We start from the raw sequence: 16689 nt of genomic DNA, 5'->3' as shown, positions 1-16689 counted from the left end.
TGGTCGACTTCGTGGCTAGTCGGCTGGGCCTCGGTCCGAGCCGGACGGACCGCCCCAGCCGGGGTCGGACTGGTTGTGGACGGCAGCCCGCAGCAGTCGGCCTGCGCGCTCGATCTCGGGCCCCAGCCGATCGAGCAGCTCGGGTGCAAGCAGTTGCCCGCCCGTCTCGACCTGACGAGCGAGGTCGGCGACCCTGACCGCACCGATGTTCGCCGCCGATCCTGCGAGCTCGTGGGCAGCGCGCCGCAGCCCCCTCGCCTCGCCGCTGTCCAGCATCCGGCGCATCGTCGCCAGCAGGTCCGGGGAGGCCGACGTGAAGGCATCGGTCAGCGCCGACAGCAGACCCTGCCCGGCCGTCGCGCCGAGCTCGCGCAAGGTCGAGAGGCGCTCCGGGTCGACGGCCGACCTGTCACCCTCGAGGGACGCGACCGGCTCGTTGCCGGTCCGGTCCGCGTGGTCGGGGCGCGGCCGCGCCCAGCGGTTCAGGACGTCCCTGAGTGTGGGCAGGTCGACGGGTTTGGCGACGTAGTCATCCATCCCGGAGGTCAGGCACCGCTCGCGTTCCTCCGCCGTCACTCCGGCGGTCATGGCAATGATCGGCAGCCGCGGGCCGCCGACCTCCCGCCGCCGGATCTCCTCGGTCGCAGAGTAGCCGTCCATCACGGGCATGTGGCAGTCCATCAGCACGGCGGCGTAGGGGGTGGCCGCGATGGCGTCGAGCGCCTCGGCACCGTTTGCGACGATGTCCACCTCGTAGCCCAGGCGCGAGACCAGCCCCTCCGCGACCATTTGGTTCACCAGGTTGTCCTCCACGACCAGGACTCGTCCGGAGGTCGTGCCCGCGCGGGTCGCTGCGGTCTGCGCCATCCGCCGAGCCGCCGTGATGGGTGCATCGCCGACGAGCCTGACCAGCCGGTCGAAGAGCTCCGAGCTGCGCACCGGCTTGCTCAGCGTGTCCCGGACCCCGGCGCGCCGCAACTCGTCCCGGTCGACTTCGAGGGTCGACGACAGCATGATCAGCAGGGTGTCGCTCAACGTCTCGTCGGCGCAGATGTGGCGGGCCAGCTCGAGGCCGTCGATCTGCGGCATACACATGTCGAGCACCGTGATCGCATAGGGGTCGCCAGCAGCCAGAGCCGCGCGCATCAGGTCGACGACCGCCTGCGGGTGCTCCACGACGTCGGGCCGCATTCCCCAGTGCGCGAGCTGGGACTCGAGGACCAGCCGGTTGGTGGCATTGTCATCGACGACGAGGGCCCGCAGGCCGCGCAGCAGGTCGCGGCCCGGGTTCGGGGGCGGATCGGTCGCCGACACGGGCAGGGGCACTTCGAACCAGAACGTGCTGCCGACGCCTTCTTCGCTCTCGAGGCCGATGACGCCGCCCATCGCCTCGGTCAGGCTGCGCGAGATGGCCAAGCCGAGCCCGCTGCCGCCGTACTTGCGCGTGGTCGAGGCGTCGGCCTGCGTGAAGGAGTCGAACATCCTGCGCTGGGCGTCCAGCGGAATGCCGATTCCCGTGTCCGCCACCTGGAACCGCACCCGGCTTGGGTCCTCCTCGCTCATCCGGACGGTGATCACGACCTCGCCCTTGTCGGTGAACTTCACGGCGTTGGAGGCCAGGTTGAGCAGGATCTGATGCAGTCGCCCCTCGTCGCCGAGCAGCCGAGCCGGGACCTCGGGCGCACAGTAGGCGATGAGCTCCAGCTCCTTGCGCGACGACATCGGCGCGACCAGGCCGGCCACCGACTCGACCAGCAGCCGGGGGTCGAGGTCGACGAGCTCGAGGTCCACCCGGCCGGCCTCGAGCTTGGAGAAGTCGAGAATGTCGTTGATGACGTTGAGGAGTGCCTCACCGGCGTGCTGCAGGCCGTCGACGTACTGCAGCTGGGTGTCGTCCAGCTCGGTCTGGAGCAGCAAGGTGGTGAGGCCGACCACGCCGTTCATCGGGGTCCTGATCTCATGGCTCATCGTCGCCAGGAACTCCGACTTGAGCCGCGAGGCCTCCATGGCCTCCTTGCGGGCGGCCTCGAGCTCGACGGTGCGGCTGCGCACACGCTGCTCGAGCTCGGAGCGATGGGCGCTGAGCTCCTCGGCGAGCATGTTGATCCCGACGATCACGGCGTCGAGGTCCTCGTCCTCCCCGGTGGGCGCCCCGCGGGCGTCGAGGTCGCCGGCGGCGAGGCTGGTGAGCAGCTCGATGACGCTGTCGATGCCCGCCTGACGGGACGGGGTCATGCCTGTGCTTGCAGCCACTCGACTGCGTCGGCCTCTGAGGTGAACATCTTCACCGGGATCGTGCCACGTTTCAGGCCGATGAAGAAGTTGGCCAGCATTCGCGTGGGCGCGGAGCCTGCGACGAGCGCGACGGCGCGGTAGTTGGGGTTCTGGCTGATGAAGAACTCGCGGGCGGGACGGTCGAACCCGGCGGCCTGACGAAGATCGACCAGGCAGCGCACCTTGCCCCGTCCCAGTGCCTTGATCTCGGCGTCGACCGCGTGAGCCTCCTCTATGCCGCACACCGCCCCCGGGAGCCAATCCGTCCGTGCGATCCCGCTTGCCTCGTCCCACGTGACCCTGTATCGCTTGCCCTCGGCATTCATCCCCGCACCTCCGCAGCCGCAGCCTCGATGCCTGCCAAGGTACCTCAGCCTGTATGCCGCAGATCGGGATCGCCAAGGGCATATCCCCGGGTGGTGCTGGCCGGCTCCGGTGGTGCGCGCCCGTCGCGCGCGGCGCCGGTCGCGCGCGGCGCCGCGCCCTCACCGCGCCGTCACCGCGCCGTCATCGCGGTCGCGCCCTGCGGTAGAAATGAGCCATGCTTCCCCAGTCCGCCCTGGCCGAGCTCGGTGACGAGAGGTTCGTCTCCCTCACGACGTATCGCAGATCGGGGACCCCGGTCTCGACGCCCGTTTGGGTTGTCCAGGACGCCCAGGGGCTCCTGGTCAGCACCCCGGAGGGAACGGGCAAGCTCAAGCGCCTGCGCCTTGATCCCCGGGTGAGTCTCAGGCCGTGTGATCGTCGCGGCCGGGTCGCGAGCAACGCCCCTGCCGTCGATGCCGTGGCCGAGCTCGTCAGGGACGTCACGGTGGTGGATCGGGTGAGGGCGCTGCTGCGGGGCAAGTACGGGCTCGAGTACCGGCTCTTCATGTTCCTCGAGCGTGTCGTCCGCCGTGGGACGCCTGCACGTGTCGTCCTGCGCATCACGCCGGCCTGACCCACAGGGTGGCTCGACATCCGCAAGAGACAAGCTGCGTCACATCGCGGCCAGTCGGGCCGCCCTAGCCACTGCCCGCGTACCATCGCGCCATGGCCCAGCAGAAGATCGTCACCCTGATCGACGACCTCGACGGAACCGAGGCGTCGGAGCCCGTCAGCTTCGCGATCGACGGCACCAACTACGAGATTGACCTGTCGGAAAGGAACGCAGCCGCGCTTCGGGAAGCGCTGAGGCGCTACACAACAGCGGCTCGTCCGGCCGGGACGCGAGGCCACACCGGCCGAAAGCGCGTCACCATCCCGTCCGCCGGACACTCGCGCAACGCAGAGATTCGGGCCTGGGCGCACAGCAACGGGCACGCGGTGCCAGCGCGAGGACGCATCCCTCAGCGGGTCGTTGCGGCCTTCGACGCAAGCTACTGATTGGCGCCGGGCGCCCCCGGCGGTCATGCGCCGGATCAGCATGCCATTGGTTTGGCGTCAGCGACTGCGACCCACAGCCACCATTCGTCATGGGCGTCGCCGACACTGACCCTTTCCCCCGCGGGCCGGGCTTGGGGGATGCCCGGTCGTCGCGGCAAATGTAGACGACTCTGTCTACGCGAGTATCGTTGTGTGGTGGCCGAGACAACGACGATCCGCATCAGCAGGGAGACTCATGCGCGGGTGACGCGCTTGGCGGCCGAACGCCACGAAACGATCGATGAGACGGTGAGCAAGGCCATCCGCGCACTCCGCCAGGACGCCATGGCACGGGACCTCGCGGCAGAGCTCACCGAGGATGAGACGGCGTGGCTCGATGCTGACGCCGGGTGACGTCGTCGAACTCGACCTCGGCATGCCCGCCGGCAGCGAGGCCGGACCCCGTCGCCCGGCCATCGTGGTGACAGCCGCCCGGATTCTTAGGGGCGGACCCAACGTCGTCCAGGTCGTGCCGGTTACCCGGACGATGCGCACGAGCAGCACCGAGGTCCTGATCGACCCCGATGAGGGCAACCGCCTTGTGGCGCGTTCCTCGGCGCAGTGCCAGCACGTGCGCTCCGTGGCCACAACTCGAATTCAGGAGCGCACCGGCAATGTCGGCCCCGTCGTCCTCAACGAGGTCCGCGAGACACTGGCGCTACTGCTAGACCTATAGCGTCGCGCGAGCATCAGGGATCGCCCGAGTGTGACTCCCTCGAAGCACGGACGCGCTTGCACCCGCCAGCCACTGCTCCCAAGACGTCCCCGCGTGCTGGGGATCCGCGAGCACCGGACTGCAAGGTGGGCGTCCGCTGAATGGCCGGTTGACGTCGCTGTTCATCGACGTCCGGACAACCACCCGTGCAGGGCCCGTGCCCCTGCTGCCAGCATCCCTAATCGAACCCTTGGGGGTCGAGTTCGCCGCGCTGAGCGGCGCCGCCGACCGCCCGAGTACGACCCGGCTCACCCCATGGGCTGCCATCGGCGCCGGGTCGGGGAGCGGGCCGCTTTCGACGGTGTCATCGCCCTGGTCCACGGCAGCGGATACGAGCGGGTCGATCACCAAATCCCCTTGCGGCGGTGAGGTTTCCGGCCCGTCTCCGGTCGACTGCGCCAGGCAGGGCACCAAACGATCGGTGGTCACCGACGGGACCGGGATACCCCCCTTGAGCTTCTGCACCATTTGCGACCCTCCCCCGTCGTGCTCTCGCCGTGAGATTGGAGGGTACATCGGTGCCGAGTTGTGTCCGCTTCTGACTCGGGGTCACGGAAGCCCGCCCGACGGCATAACCGCAGGTGAGAGGCCATTTCTGCAGGTCATGCGTCTGAGCTGGCGAGGGGACTCGAACCCCTAACCACCTGTTTACAAGACAGGTGCGCTACCGATTGCGCCACGCCAGCAGCGACCCGCGCCGCACGCCGCCGGGTCCGCGCCAGCGTAACCGAGGCGAACGGCATACGGAAAAGACGATGGCCCCGCGAGGAGAACCTCACGGGGCCATCAGCGACTCATGCTCAGGGCAGGCGCAGGACCTGACCGACGAAGATGAGGTCGGGGTTGGAGACCGTGCCCCGGTTGGCCGCGAACAGCGCCTGCCAGCCACCCTTGACGTGGTACTTCTGGGCGAGCTTCGACAGGCTGTCGCCGGCCACGACCGTCACGCGGGCACCGGTGGCGGTGCTGACGCGGGGCGCCGAAGCGTTGACTCGCGTCGCGGCCTTGTGCGCGACGTGGGTGTGCGCCGCGGTCGACCGCTTGACCGTCGCGCGCTGGGGGGTGGCCCGCTTCGCCGGCGCGGGGTTGGAGACCCGCTTCGGGGCAACCGCAGTGCGCTGCGTGGAGCGCGAGGTGGTGACGCCGGCGCTGGCGCCGCCGTTGGAGCGGCTGAGGCCCGCGCGGGCCGAGCAGACGGGCCACGCGCCGGGGCCCTGGCCGGCCAGGGTGCGCTGCGCGACGGCGATCTGCTGCTCGCGGCTGGCAAAGTCGGCGCGAGAGGCGTAGGCCCCGCCGCCGTAGGCGAGCCACGTGCTGCGGGTGAACTGCAGGCCGCCGTAGAAGCCGTTGCCGGTGTTGATGTGCCAGTTGCCGCCGGACTCGCACGCGGCGACTCGGTCCCAGACGGAGGCGGCGGAGGCGCTGTTGGCCGTGGCGATCCCCGCGAAGACGGTCGCGGCACCGGCGATGCCGACCCCGGCGAAGCGCTTCTTGACGGAGACGCTCTTGGGGGCAGCGTGCTTGGGCTGGTAGTGCACAGTGGTTTCCTTCCTGACGTGCGCCTGCGGGGTTAGCTGTCGGGTTGGGGCTGTCAGGTGCCCCGTCGCTCTCGCGACCTCACCCCCTGGCCCGCTCGTGCGGGTCATCTGGGTCCCCCGTCCTCGCCCGGCCCGGAAGGTCCGGGCAATGTCCCTGGCTGGCGAGGCTCGGCGCGCGCAGGGACCGGTTCAATGGGTGCTGGTGCAATGTGGAGTTGTCCTGCTGCAGCGCCCGCGAACCAGGCGCACAAGGGCTCTCGCCCGGAGACCATCGTCGGCCCGATCCAGGCGGGAGCCACTGAGGAATGACGGTACGGGACGCGGGCCTGCCGCACAAGCCGATCGAGATGCCTTTTCGTTACCGGTCCTTGACCGTGGCGTTACCTTGAGGTCGGCCGCCGACTCACCAGCCGAACGGCGCGCCGGCAAAGGGCGTCCACGAGAAGCTCGCTCCCCGACTCGTGGCGAGCCACGCCACCACGGCGCCACCCGTCACGAGGAGTGCGGAGACGACCCGCGAGCCGGTCCCCTCGGGCACGAGCCCGCGCACCATGGATCGGGATCCCCGCCGCAGCGACACGCAGCCGGGCCCGCACCACAACGTGAGCAGGCCGGCTGCGCCTCCCGCGGCGAGGGTGAGCGGGCTGCCCGCCAGCGGCGCCTCCCCGCGCACGGCCGCCAGGATCGCCGTCGACAGCGCCACCCCGCCAAGGGCCACCCCGGCCGCGAGGAGCACGCTGAGAGCGGTGGCCACCCCGGCGAGCACGAGATGCCAGGGTGCGAGCAGCACCGCGGAGGCGAGGTCCGTGCGGCGCACCCCGTGGACGTGGCGGCGCAGGACGAGCCCGGTCACGACCCGGTCCGCCGTGCGCGCGAGGCACGCCCAGGCCACGAGGGCGACGACCGCGACGCCGGGCCAGGCGGCGGCGAGACCGAGCCACGCGGCCGTCAGGGCGAGAAGGAGGCCGGTGCGCGAGGACAGCCCGATCCGCGGGTCGCCTCGGCGCACCGTGTAGGCCTCGTGCTCGTAGCCCGCCTGGTCGTAGTCCGCCTGTCCGTCAGGCTCGTGGTCCTCGTGGCGCCCGTCGCCGGCGAGCCCGTCCTCGTCGAAGACGTCCGGCTCCCAGGGCTCGGCGGCCGGGCCGTTGTCCTCGTATGCCGCCGGGCCCGGGCCATGCCCCACGGGGGGCGAGGTGGGCGGTGCCCACCTCGACGGCGGGAGGGGGACCGCTGGGACGCCGGGGAGGGCGGCGGTGCCGCGGCTGTCGTAGACCTGCGTCGCTCCCGGCCTCGCCTCGTGGAGCCCCGGGTCGTCCCACACGTCGCCCGTGGGCGTGGGCACGGTGGCGGCGTGTCCCGCCGCGAAGCGCTCGAGCGCCGAGATGACGTGGTCGGCATGCGGACGCTCCGCGGGGTCGGGGCTCAGCGAGGCGCGCAGCAGCGGCTGGAGCCGCGGGTCCACTCCGTCGAGGTCGACCTCGCCGGCCCGCACGCGGGCGAGCACCGCGTCCATGCGGCCACGACCGAAGGGAGGGCGGCCGCTCGCGGCATACGTGATCGTCGCGGCCCACCCCCACCAGTCGGTCGCGTCCGTGATCGGCGCGCCCTCGACGAGCTCTGGGGAGAGGTAGCCCGGTGTGCCCATGACGAGGCCGCCGACGGTGTGCCGCACGTCGTCCTGCAGGTGCGCGATCCCGAAGTCGATCAACACCGGCTCGCCGTCCTCGAGCAGGACGTTGCCCGGCTTGATGTCGCGATGCACGACCCCGCACGCGTGGATGGCGCGGATCGCCTCCGCCATGCCGCGGGCCAGCCGCAGGAGAGCGTCGGGCGGCAGCGGACCGTGCTCCTCGACCACGTCGTCGAGCGCTGCCCCGGGGACGAAGCGGGTGACGATGTAGGGCCGCGGGCCCATGATGTCGGCGTCGATGACGCTCGCGACGCGGTCGTCGCGGATCCGCGAGAGCGTCTCCACCTCGCGGCCCAGCCTCCCCCGGGCCTCCGCGTCCGCGGCCACCGAGGTGCGCAGCACCTTGACGGCCACGGCGCGGCCGCGCCGGTCCAGCGCGAGGTGGACGACGCCCATGCCGCCCTGGCCCACCTCCTGGATCAGACGGTACGACCCGATCCGGCCACCCCCGGCCGGGACACCGGAGTCACCGTATGCCGCACCGCCCGCACCGGCCGCTGTCGGCCGGGACGCCGGGCGGGACACCCGTTCGGTCCGGTCGGAAGCAGCCATGTCCTCTACGGTATTCGACGCCCGCAGGCGCATGCTGCACGCGTGAGCTCAGCAGGCACGAAACTGGCCACTCGACCCGGCTCACGTCGAGTGGCCACTTGCGTGCAGCCGCCCACGCACCAAACTGGCCACTCGACCGGGGGTGCCCACCTCGAGTGGCCACTTCCGCTCAGTGGGTGATGTAGTCCCGCAGCTGGTCGCGCTCGGACTGCAGCTCCTGGAGGCGGTGCTTGACGATGTCGCCGATGCTCACGATCGCCGTCATCGCGCCCTCCGCGTCGAGGATCGGCACGTGGCGCACCCGTTGCTCGGTCATGATCGTGGCCAAAGCGGCGATGTCGTCCTCCGGATGGCCGGTCGCGACGACGCTGGTCATGATCTGGGAGACCGGCGCCGAGAGGATGTCGCTACCGGTGGTGTGCAAGTGGCGCACGATGTCACGCTCGCTGACGATGCCGTCGACGCCGGTGCCGCCCCCGCTCACCACGACGGCACCGATGTTGTGGTCGGCGAGGAGCCCGAGCAGTCCACTCACGGACTCGTCGGGACGCACCGTGACGACCCCACCGCCCTTGTGGCGCAGCACGTCCGAAACCTTCACGGCGACCTCCTTGCACCGAGGGAAACTCCTGGACCGACCCTAGAACGGCTCCGCCCGCCGCGCCAGACGTGCGCTCGGCCAGAGGGGCCAGTTCGAGAGGGCCCTAGTTACAGTGGGCGTGACGGCCCGTGACCCGTGGGCGCGGCCCGACCGTCATCCCCACGCCCAGGAGTTGAGTTCCCGTGCCGCCAGCACAGCAGCGCTACGACCTCGTCATCGCCGCGAACCGGCTACCCGTCGACAAGGTGGTCAGCGAGTCCGGCGAGGAGTCGTGGCAGCGCAGCCCGGGTGGCCTCGTGACGGCCATGGAGTCGGTCATGCGGAACCAGCCCGGGGCGTGGGTGGGCTGGGCCGGGGGCACCGGTCCGGCGGAGGAGCCGTTCGACCTGGACGGCATGCATCTGCACCCGGTCGGGCTGAGCGTCGAGGAGGTGCGCGACTTCTACGAGGGCTTCTCCAACGACACGCTGTGGCCGATCTACCACGACGTCATCGTGCCCGCGTCGTTCCACCGGGACTGGTGGGCCACCTACCGGCAGGTCAACGCCCGCTTCGCCGAGGCGGTCGCCGACGTGGCGGCCCCGGGCGCCCGCGTGTGGATCCAGGACTACCAGCTCCAGCTCGTGCCCGCCCTCGTCCGCCGTCTCCGGCCGGACCTGCGCATCGGCTGGTTCAACCACATCCCCTTTCCGCCGGTCGAGCTCTTCGCGCAGCTGCCGTGGCGGGGTCAGCTCCTCGAGGGCCTGCTCGGGGCTGACTTCCTCGGCTTCCAGCGGCAGGCGGACGCGCAGAACTTCGTCCGGGCCTGCCGGCAGCTGCTCCGCGTGGCGACCAAGGGCGACACGGTCGCCGTCGACGACGGCTCCCGCCGCCGGGTCCGCGCGAGCGCCATCCCGATCTCAGTCGACTTCAAGGGGATGGAGGACCTGGCCCAGCAGCCCTCGGTCGTGGCCCGCGCCCACGAGCTGCGAGAATCCGTCGGCAACCCCAGGGTTCTCATGCTCGGCGTCGACCGGCTCGACTACACGAAGGGCATCCGGCACCGGCTCAAGGCCTACGAGGAGCTCCTCGCCGAGGGGAAGGTCAGCCCGCCAGAGGTGACCTTCCTGCAGGTCGCGACGCCGAGCCGGGAGCGCGTCGAGGCCTACCAGCACCTCCGGTCCGAGATCGAGCAGACCGTAGGCCGGATCAACGGCGACCACGGGGAGATCGGGGCGCCCGCGGTCCACTACCTGCACCATTCGTACCCGCGCGAGGAGATGGCCGCCTTCTTCCAGGCGGCCGACGTCATGCTCGTGACGCCGTTGCGCGACGGCATGAACCTCGTGGCGAAGGAATACGTCACGTGCCGCTACGACCTCGGCGGTGCCCTCGTGCTCAGCGAGTTCACCGGGGCCTGGCACGAGCTGCACCAAGCCTTCGCGTGCAACCCGCACGACATCGAGGGCTTGAAACAGGCCATCCTGCGGGCCATCAACACCCCGACCAAGGAGAAGCAGCGGATCATGCGGTCGCTTCGGCGCCGGGTCTCCCAGCACGACGTGCAGCGCTGGGCCAAGCGGTATCTCGCCGCCCTCGATGCGGCACCCGAGCGGCCGGGCACCGCATCGTGATCCCCAGGGGGCTGGCGTCCGCCCTGAGGCTCGCGGCCGGCCTGCGACCGCTGCTCGTCGCCACCGACTTCGACGGAGTGCTCGCGCCCTTGGAGTCGGACCCGATGGCGGTCAAGCCGACGCCGGGGACCATCGAGGTGCTGCGGGCGCTGGCCGAAGTCCCCGACGTGCACGTCGCCGTCGTCTCTGGCCGGGACCTGACCACCCTGGCGCGGCTGAGCGGCATCCACGAGTCCGAGCCGATCGCCCTCATCGCCAGCCACGGGGCCGAGTCCACCTCGGAGGCGGTGCGGCAGGCGATGGAGGCGGCGCGGATCACACCCGAGGACCGGGTTCGCCTCGCGCAGCTCGCCGAGGACGTGGCCCTGCTCGTGGAGGAGCGACACCCCGACGCGGGCATCGAGCACAAGACCGCCGCCGTCGTGGTGCACACCCGTGGGCTGCCGAAGGAGCTGGCCGATGCCGCCCTCGCGGATGCGCGGTCGGTGGCCCTGGCGCACGAGGGGATTCGCGTCCTCAAGGGCAAGTCCGTGCTCGAGCTGAGCGTGTCGCCGGCCGACAAGGGGTCCGCCCTCACGGCATACGGGCGTCACGTCGGCGCCCAGGCCAGGATCTACCTCGGCGACGACGCCACCGACGAGGACGTGTTCGCCCGGCTGACCCGGCCCGACGACGTGACGATCAAGGTCGGGGACGGCTCGACCGCGGCCCGGCACCGAGTCGCGGACGAGGCCGACGTCGCCGAGACGCTGCACCTGCTCGCCCAGCTCCTCCTCGGACGCTGACAGCCACGACCGGCCGCTGGCCGCCGCAGCTCACCAGCGCCGGACGGCAGCGGTCGAGCTGCGCACCACGAGCTCCGGCCGGAAGACGTATTCGGCGCGGGGAGAGGGGTGCCCGGCGATCTCGTCGAGCAGCGCGCGCACCGTGGCCGAGCTCATCGCATCGACGCTCTGGCGCACCGTCGTGAGCGGCGGATCGGTGAACGCGATGAGGGTCGAGTCGTCGTAGCCCACCACGGAGAAGTCACGCGGCACGCTGAGGCCGCGCTTGCGGGCCTCCCGAATCGCCCCGAGCGCCATGAGGTCCGAGCCGCAGACGGCCGCCGTCGCCCCGTGATCCAGGAGGCGACCTGCCGCCGCCGCTCCGCCCTCGACGGTGAACAGGGAGCGCTCGATGAGGTGGTCGACGTCGGAGCGGCCGAGCACGTCCTGCATGGAGTGCCGGTAGCCGGCGATCTTGCGGATGACCGGCACGTAGCGGTCGGGCCCCACGGCGAGGCCGATCTCGCGGTGGCCGAGGTTGACCAGGTGGTCGAGCGCGAGACCCATGGACGTGACGTCGTCGTTGGAGATGAACGGCGCGTCGACGCCCTCGATGTAGCCGTTGACGAGGACGATGGGCAGCCCACGCTCGCGCAGCGTGACGTAGCGCTCGGGGTCGGTGTTGGTGTCGGCGTGCATGCCGGAGATGAAGATGATCCCCGCGACCCCCCGGTCGAGCAGCATCTGCACGTAGTCGTCCTCGTGCACGCCCCCAGCCACCTGCGTGCACAACACCGGGGTGAAACCGTTCTGTGCCAAGGAGTTCTCGATGACCTGGGCGAAGGCGGGAAAGATCGGGTTCGTCAGCTCGGGCACGATGAGGCCGACGAGGCCGGCGCTCTTGCGACGCAGCCGCGAGGGCCGGTCGTAGCCGAGGACGTCCAGCGCCGTGAGCACGGACTGCCGAGTCGACTCGGCCACGCCCGGCTTGCTGTTGAGCACGCGCGAAACGGTGGCCTCCGACACGGAGGCCTGCACCGCGATGTCGCGCAGCCGCGCCTTCACCCAGTCCTCCTCCGCACGGTCGGCCGGGGGCCCTCGTCCGTGGGGCGCCATCGCCACACGCGCACACCTGGCCCGTCGGCCCGAAGGGTAACGGTTCCCGCCTCGATGTCGGGCACCGGTCCGTATGCCGCCGAGCCCGACTCGACGCCCGGCAGGTGCCTCGCGTCGACGCAGACCGGTCCATGGGCCGCCCGAGAGACGTGCACGAGGGCGGTCTCGGTGAGCTCCTCGCGGAGGAAGACGATGGCGTCGCCGGACGCGTGCACCCAGCGCAGCCCGCCGTGCTGCAGGGCCGGCGACGACTTCCGCGCCGCGATGAGGCCCCGGTAGACGTCGTGCAGTCGAGTGTCCCAGCAGGAGTCGTCCCACGGCATCGGTCGGCGGCCGTCCTCCCCGAAGCGGCCCTCCATCCCGATCTCGTCGCCGTAGGTGAGCATCGGCATGGAGGGAAGGGTGAGGAGCAGCCCGGCGGCCGCGTCCACGCGCCGGGAGTCCTCGCCCACCAGCGTGCGCACCCGGGTCGCGTCGTGGGACCCGACGAGGTTGAAGGAGTGCACGAGCGACTGCCAGGACACGCGAGACGTGAAGTCACGCATGGTGTCCACCACCGCGCGGGCGTCGAGCAGCGGGATCGGGACCGGGGCACCGAGGAAGTTGGGGTCCTCGGTCTCCCCCCGCAGCCAGGTCCACATCGGTCTGCAGAAGCCGGCATAGTTCATGACCCCGTGCCAGCCGTCGCCCGGGAGGTCGACCGTGTAGTCGTGGGTGTGCTCCCCGACGAGCAGCGCCTCCGGCGCCCACCGCCCCATCGCGTCGCGCATCTCGCGCGCCACGTCGTGGTTGACGTCGGTCGAGCGCCAGCGACCGGTCATGTTGGCCACGTCCACGCGCCACCCGTCGAGGCCGCCGGACGGCCCCAGCCACTTGCCCACCACGCCCGCCCGGTCCTGGAAGATCCGTCGCCGCAGCTCGGCATTGAGGTGGTTGAGCTTCGGCAGCGACCGGACCCCCAGCCAGGCGACGTAGTCGTCGCCCTCCCAGATGTAGAAGTCGCGCTCGACAGCGCGCCGGCCACCCGGCCCCGTGGCCGTGACGAACCACTCGTGCCGGTCGCCGGTGTGGTTGGTCGTGAAGTCGCCCATCACCTTCATGCCCCGCTCGTGCGCCGCGCTCGTAAGCCGCCGCAGGGCCGCGTCTCCCCCGAGCAGAGGGTCGACCTCCGAGAAGGAGGAGGCGTCGTACCGGTGGTTCGAGCCCGCCGGGAAGAACGGCGTGAGGTAGATGACGTCGACCCCAAGCCGCTCGAGGTGGTCGAGCCGCTCGGCGATCCCGTCGAGGTCGCCACCGTAAAGCTGGTGGCCGATCCTGCCGGGCCGGGTGTCGACCGGGTCGTCCCAGGCGGCAGGGAAGGCCCAGTCGGGCACCTCGCGCCGGTCCGCTTGAGCGGAGCGGGCGAAACGGTCGGGAAAGATCTGGTAGACCACCGACCCCTCCGCCCACGCCGGCGGCGGCACCTCCGAGGCGACCAGCCGGAAGTCGCTCGCGTCCGGCACGTCGCGCAGATGGACCCCGGTGCCGTTGAGCCAGGCATACCGCGTCGGGCCCCCCGACAGCAGGAAGCGATACGTCGTGACCGGGTTGTGGCAGACCAGCGAGGCGCTCCACCAGGCGTCGGTCCGGGTGGTGCAGACCAGGCGCGCCTTGACGAAGACCTGCTCGGCGTCGGGAGCGGTCCGCACGTGGACCGCTGTGAGCTCGTGGTCCACGGGGACGCGCAGGAGCACGCTGACCGTCTCGCCCAGCCGCGGGCGCTGGGTCGAGACGTAGCGCGCGGAGCCGTCGTGGTGCGGCTGTCCCAGCCAGGTGGAGGCGGTGGCAGCCCTCACTTGACCGAGCCGGTCGTCAGCCCACCCACGAGCTGCTTCTGGACGGAGAGGTAGAGCAGCACGACGGGGATGGAGCACAGCAGCGACCCGGCAGCGAACTGGCCGAAGAGCCGGTTCTTCTCGTTGCCCTTGCTCATGCTGTAGAGCCCGACACCCAGGGTCTGCGAGTCGACGTCACGCAGGAACACCGACGCGAGCATGAACTCGCTGAACAGGCCGATGAAGGCGATCATGAACGTCGTCACGAGGATCGGCATGACGAGCCGCAGGATCATCGTGAAGAAGATCCTCGCGTGCGAGGCGCCGTCGACCTTCGCGGCCTCGTCGAGCTCTCGCGGCACCGTGTCGAAGTAGCCCTTGAGCAGCCACACGTTGGCGCCCATCGCGCCGCCGAGGTAGACGAGCGCCAGCCCGAGGACCGTGTTGAGCCCGAGCGCCGGGATGATGTCGCCGATCGCGGCGAACATGATGTAGAGCGCGACGAAGGTGAGCAGCGCCGGGAACATCTGCAACAGCAGCAGGGCCAGCAGGCCGGCGCGGCGACCCGTGAAGCGCATGCGGGAGAAGGCGTATGCCGCGCACGCCCCGAGGAAGATCTGCCCGAGTGCACCGACGAGGGCGATGAGCATCGAGTTCTTGAACCAGCTCCAGTAGGGCCGGGACGGGTCGTTGAACAGCTGGCTGAAGTTGGTGAAGGAGGTGCCGGTGGGCAGCAGCTCCGCGGACGACAGGGTGCCGGCCGGGTTGAGCGCCGCCGAGACGAGGAAGACGATGGGGAACAACGCCCAGACCAGGGCGAGGATCGCGAGAGCGTGGCGCCACCAGACGCCCGACCGCCGCGAGGTGGGCGCGTTCTTCGTGTCGGTCACGGCCTCGACCCGCGTGACGGGGCGTGCCGCCACACCGGAGACAGGAGTGGGCTGTGCAGTCATCAGTTGACCTCCTCCAGGCCCTTGGTGCGCCGGAAGCCGCTGTAGCTCATGAGCGCAACGAGGAAGAAGATGAAGATGGAGACGGCGGCCGCGAGGCCGTAGTTGGGCGAGACGCCGCTGAAGGCGAGCCGGAACGCGTACGTGATGAGCAGGTCGGTCGAGCCGATGCTCGTGTTGGCGGCTTCGAAGGGACCGCCTCCGGTCAGCAGGAAGATGAGCGTGAAGTTGTTGAAGTTGAAGGCGAACGACGCGATGAGCAGGGGACCGACCGCGACGAGCAGCAGCGGCATGATGATGGAGCGGAGTGTCCGCAGGGGGGAGGCCCCGTCGATCTTGGCGGCCTCGCGCACGTCGCTCGGGATGGACTGCAGGGCACCCGTGCAGATGAGGAACATGTAGGGGAAGCCGAGCCACAGGTTCGTGATGAGGATGGCGGCCTTGGCGGCCCACGGGTCACCGAGCCAGTCGACGCCGAGGTGGGTGACCGAGTTGACGAGGCCGAACTCGGCGTTGAACATCGAGGCCCAGAGCAGCGCCGTGACGAAGCCGGGGATCGCGTAGGGCAGCACGAGCAGCGCCCGGTAGACGCCCTTGCCCTTGAGCCGCTCGTCGTTGAAGAGGAGCGCGAGCATCATGCCGAGCACGAACGTGCTGAGCACCGAGCCGAGCGCGAAGGCGATGTTCCACACGAAGATCTTGAGGAAGCCGGCACGGATCGTCGGGTCGGTGAGGATGGTCTGGAAGTTCTTGAGCCCGACGTTCTCCTTCCAGCCCTGAGGGAAGGACTGCCCCTGGCCGTCCTGCGGCGCCCATGTCGCGTTCCTCGCGACGTACACCTTGCCCGTGGAGCTGTCCTTGAGGGTGTCGGTGGCCGCGTCGTAGGTGACGGTCGCCTTGCCCTCGAAGGCCTCGCTCAGGCCGCTGGCCTTGATCCCTCCCCCGTCGGGGGTGGGCACGGCGAACTGGGCCAGCTCCTTGCGGGCGTTCACCTCGCGGGCGGTGAGGATCCGGTAGCCGGGCGCCTTCGTGATCTTGCCCGTCGAGGTCTTCTCGACTCCGCTCGGCGACAGGTCCTTCAGGCCGTCCTTGGTGCCGACCTTGAAGGTGCCGTCCGGGGCCGTGAGCAGGAACGCGGGCTCCCCCGTCGCCGCGTCACTGCCCTCCGGCACCGCCACGCTGAGGCGATACCGGGGGGACCCCGGGACCTCCTTGACTGAGCTGCGCACGATGGCGCTGATCGTCTCCTCCTTGCTGATCGCGTGGCCGTCGCCGTAGTTGGTGAACGCCGTGCTCACCGTCATGACGATGGGCCAGATCTGCAGGCCGAGCAGGAGCAGCAGCCCCGGGAGGAGGTACTTGGCGGGCACGCTGCGGCGGGTCGCGTAGACGACGAGGACCGCCATGACGACCATGGCGACGAGCACGATGTAGAGGCCGTAGCCCTCGGCCGCGAGCCGGGTGGAGAGCCACAGGGCCGCGATGACGACGAGGGCGATGGCCGCCCACTTGACGACGGTGGCCCACAGCGGGGCCGGCGTGGAGACGTGGTCGGCAGGCGACGACTCTGTGGCCTGGGACATGGCGGACCTCATTCCAGCAGGACGGGACACGAAGGCGGGGCGGCGCGGGGCGTGACGTGTGAGCGGCGGGTGGAG

General features: G+C 70.6%; 15 protein-coding genes, 1 tRNA gene, 1 pseudogene and 1 riboswitch. Of the genes and pseudogenes, 7 read left to right on the top strand and 10 right to left on the bottom strand.

Translation table 11 applies throughout. The features are described 5' to 3' along the window. Positions 1-15 precede the first annotated feature (15 nt). On the bottom strand, positions 16-2235 hold the full coding sequence (locus VFJ94_RS00655; RefSeq protein ID WP_325002233.1) for a response regulator: 2220 nt from the start codon (positions 2233-2235) through the stop codon (positions 16-18). Further along, positions 2232-2600, bottom strand: a complete 369-nt coding sequence (locus tag VFJ94_RS00650) for an STAS/SEC14 domain-containing protein (protein ID WP_325002232.1) — start codon at positions 2598-2600, stop codon at positions 2232-2234. Before VFJ94_RS00650 ends, VFJ94_RS00655 begins: the two co-directional genes overlap by 4 nt. A gap of 215 nt (positions 2601-2815) precedes the next feature. Between VFJ94_RS00650 and VFJ94_RS00645 the strand changes: the two genes are divergently transcribed. From VFJ94_RS00645 to VFJ94_RS00625, 5 genes and pseudogenes are all read left to right on the top strand, one after another. Then, complete coding sequence (locus VFJ94_RS00645) at positions 2816-3214, top strand: PPOX class F420-dependent oxidoreductase (RefSeq protein ID WP_325002231.1); 399 nt, start codon at positions 2816-2818, stop codon at positions 3212-3214. 92 nt (positions 3215-3306) lie between these two features. Continuing rightward, on the top strand, positions 3307-3639 hold the full coding sequence (locus VFJ94_RS00640) for an Lsr2 family protein (RefSeq protein WP_325002230.1): 333 nt from the start codon (positions 3307-3309) through the stop codon (positions 3637-3639). Between the two features lie 195 nt (positions 3640-3834). Next, complete coding sequence (locus VFJ94_RS00635) at positions 3835-4032, top strand: hypothetical protein (RefSeq protein ID WP_325002229.1); 198 nt, start codon at positions 3835-3837, stop codon at positions 4030-4032. Continuing rightward, positions 4016-4354: a type II toxin-antitoxin system PemK/MazF family toxin gene (locus VFJ94_RS00630; RefSeq protein WP_325002228.1), complete on the top strand. Its 339-nt coding sequence runs from the start codon at positions 4016-4018 to the stop codon at positions 4352-4354. The genes VFJ94_RS00635 and VFJ94_RS00630 overlap by 17 nt, the downstream gene beginning before the upstream one ends. A gap of 163 nt (positions 4355-4517) precedes the next feature. Next, a pseudogene (locus VFJ94_RS00625) lies at positions 4518-4841 on the top strand (IS5/IS1182 family transposase); the annotation flags it as partial. Between the two features lie 165 nt (positions 4842-5006). Here VFJ94_RS00625 and VFJ94_RS00620 read toward each other — a convergent pair. The 4 genes from VFJ94_RS00620 to VFJ94_RS00605 form a co-directional block, all read right to left on the bottom strand. Then, positions 5007-5079: transfer RNA gene (locus VFJ94_RS00620), tRNA-Thr, on the bottom strand. A gap of 114 nt (positions 5080-5193) precedes the next feature. Further along, positions 5194-5931, bottom strand: coding sequence for a transglycosylase family protein (locus VFJ94_RS00615; protein WP_325002227.1), 738 nt, complete (start codon positions 5929-5931; stop codon positions 5194-5196). Positions 5932-5937: 6 nt separating this feature from the next. Beyond that, positions 5938-6089, bottom strand: a riboswitch (cyclic di-AMP (ydaO/yuaA leader). A gap of 245 nt (positions 6090-6334) precedes the next feature. Further along, entirely contained in the window at positions 6335-8173 is a 1839-nt protein-coding gene (locus VFJ94_RS00610) for a serine/threonine-protein kinase (RefSeq protein WP_325002226.1), read from the bottom strand. 169 nt (positions 8174-8342) lie between these two features. Continuing rightward, positions 8343-8774, bottom strand: a complete 432-nt coding sequence (locus tag VFJ94_RS00605; protein ID WP_325002225.1) for a CBS domain-containing protein — start codon at positions 8772-8774, stop codon at positions 8343-8345. A 182-nt stretch (positions 8775-8956) separates the two neighbouring features. On the opposite strand from VFJ94_RS00605, the gene VFJ94_RS00600 reads away from it, so the two are divergent. Continuing rightward, positions 8957-10387, top strand: coding sequence for an alpha,alpha-trehalose-phosphate synthase (UDP-forming) (locus VFJ94_RS00600; RefSeq protein WP_325002224.1), 1431 nt, complete (start codon positions 8957-8959; stop codon positions 10385-10387). Further along, complete coding sequence (gene otsB / locus VFJ94_RS00595) at positions 10384-11172, top strand: trehalose-phosphatase (RefSeq protein WP_325002223.1); 789 nt, start codon at positions 10384-10386, stop codon at positions 11170-11172. The genes VFJ94_RS00600 and otsB overlap by 4 nt, the downstream gene beginning before the upstream one ends. 30 nt (positions 11173-11202) lie before the next feature. Here the strand turns inward: otsB and VFJ94_RS00590 are convergent, their stop codons facing one another. The 4 genes from VFJ94_RS00590 to VFJ94_RS00575 are packed head-to-tail and all read right to left on the bottom strand — an operon-like array spanning position 11203 to position 16614. Then, complete coding sequence (locus VFJ94_RS00590) at positions 11203-12216, bottom strand: LacI family DNA-binding transcriptional regulator (RefSeq protein WP_325002222.1); 1014 nt, start codon at positions 12214-12216, stop codon at positions 11203-11205. Continuing rightward, positions 12213-14102, bottom strand: a complete 1890-nt coding sequence (locus tag VFJ94_RS00585; protein WP_325002221.1) for a glycoside hydrolase family 13 protein — start codon at positions 14100-14102, stop codon at positions 12213-12215. The genes VFJ94_RS00590 and VFJ94_RS00585 overlap by 4 nt, the downstream gene beginning before the upstream one ends. After that, complete coding sequence (locus VFJ94_RS00580; protein WP_325002220.1) at positions 14099-15034, bottom strand: sugar ABC transporter permease; 936 nt, start codon at positions 15032-15034, stop codon at positions 14099-14101. Before VFJ94_RS00580 ends, VFJ94_RS00585 begins: the two co-directional genes overlap by 4 nt. After that, positions 15034-16614, bottom strand: a complete 1581-nt coding sequence (locus tag VFJ94_RS00575) for an ABC transporter permease subunit (protein ID WP_325002219.1) — start codon at positions 16612-16614, stop codon at positions 15034-15036. Before VFJ94_RS00575 ends, VFJ94_RS00580 begins: the two co-directional genes overlap by 1 nt. Positions 16615-16689: the final 75 nt, after the last annotated feature.

Source organism: Intrasporangium sp., assembly GCF_035688975.1.
Lineage (GTDB): Bacteria > Actinomycetota > Actinomycetes > Actinomycetales > Dermatophilaceae > CALMNV01.
This window is presented reverse-complemented; position numbering and strand designations above follow the sequence as displayed.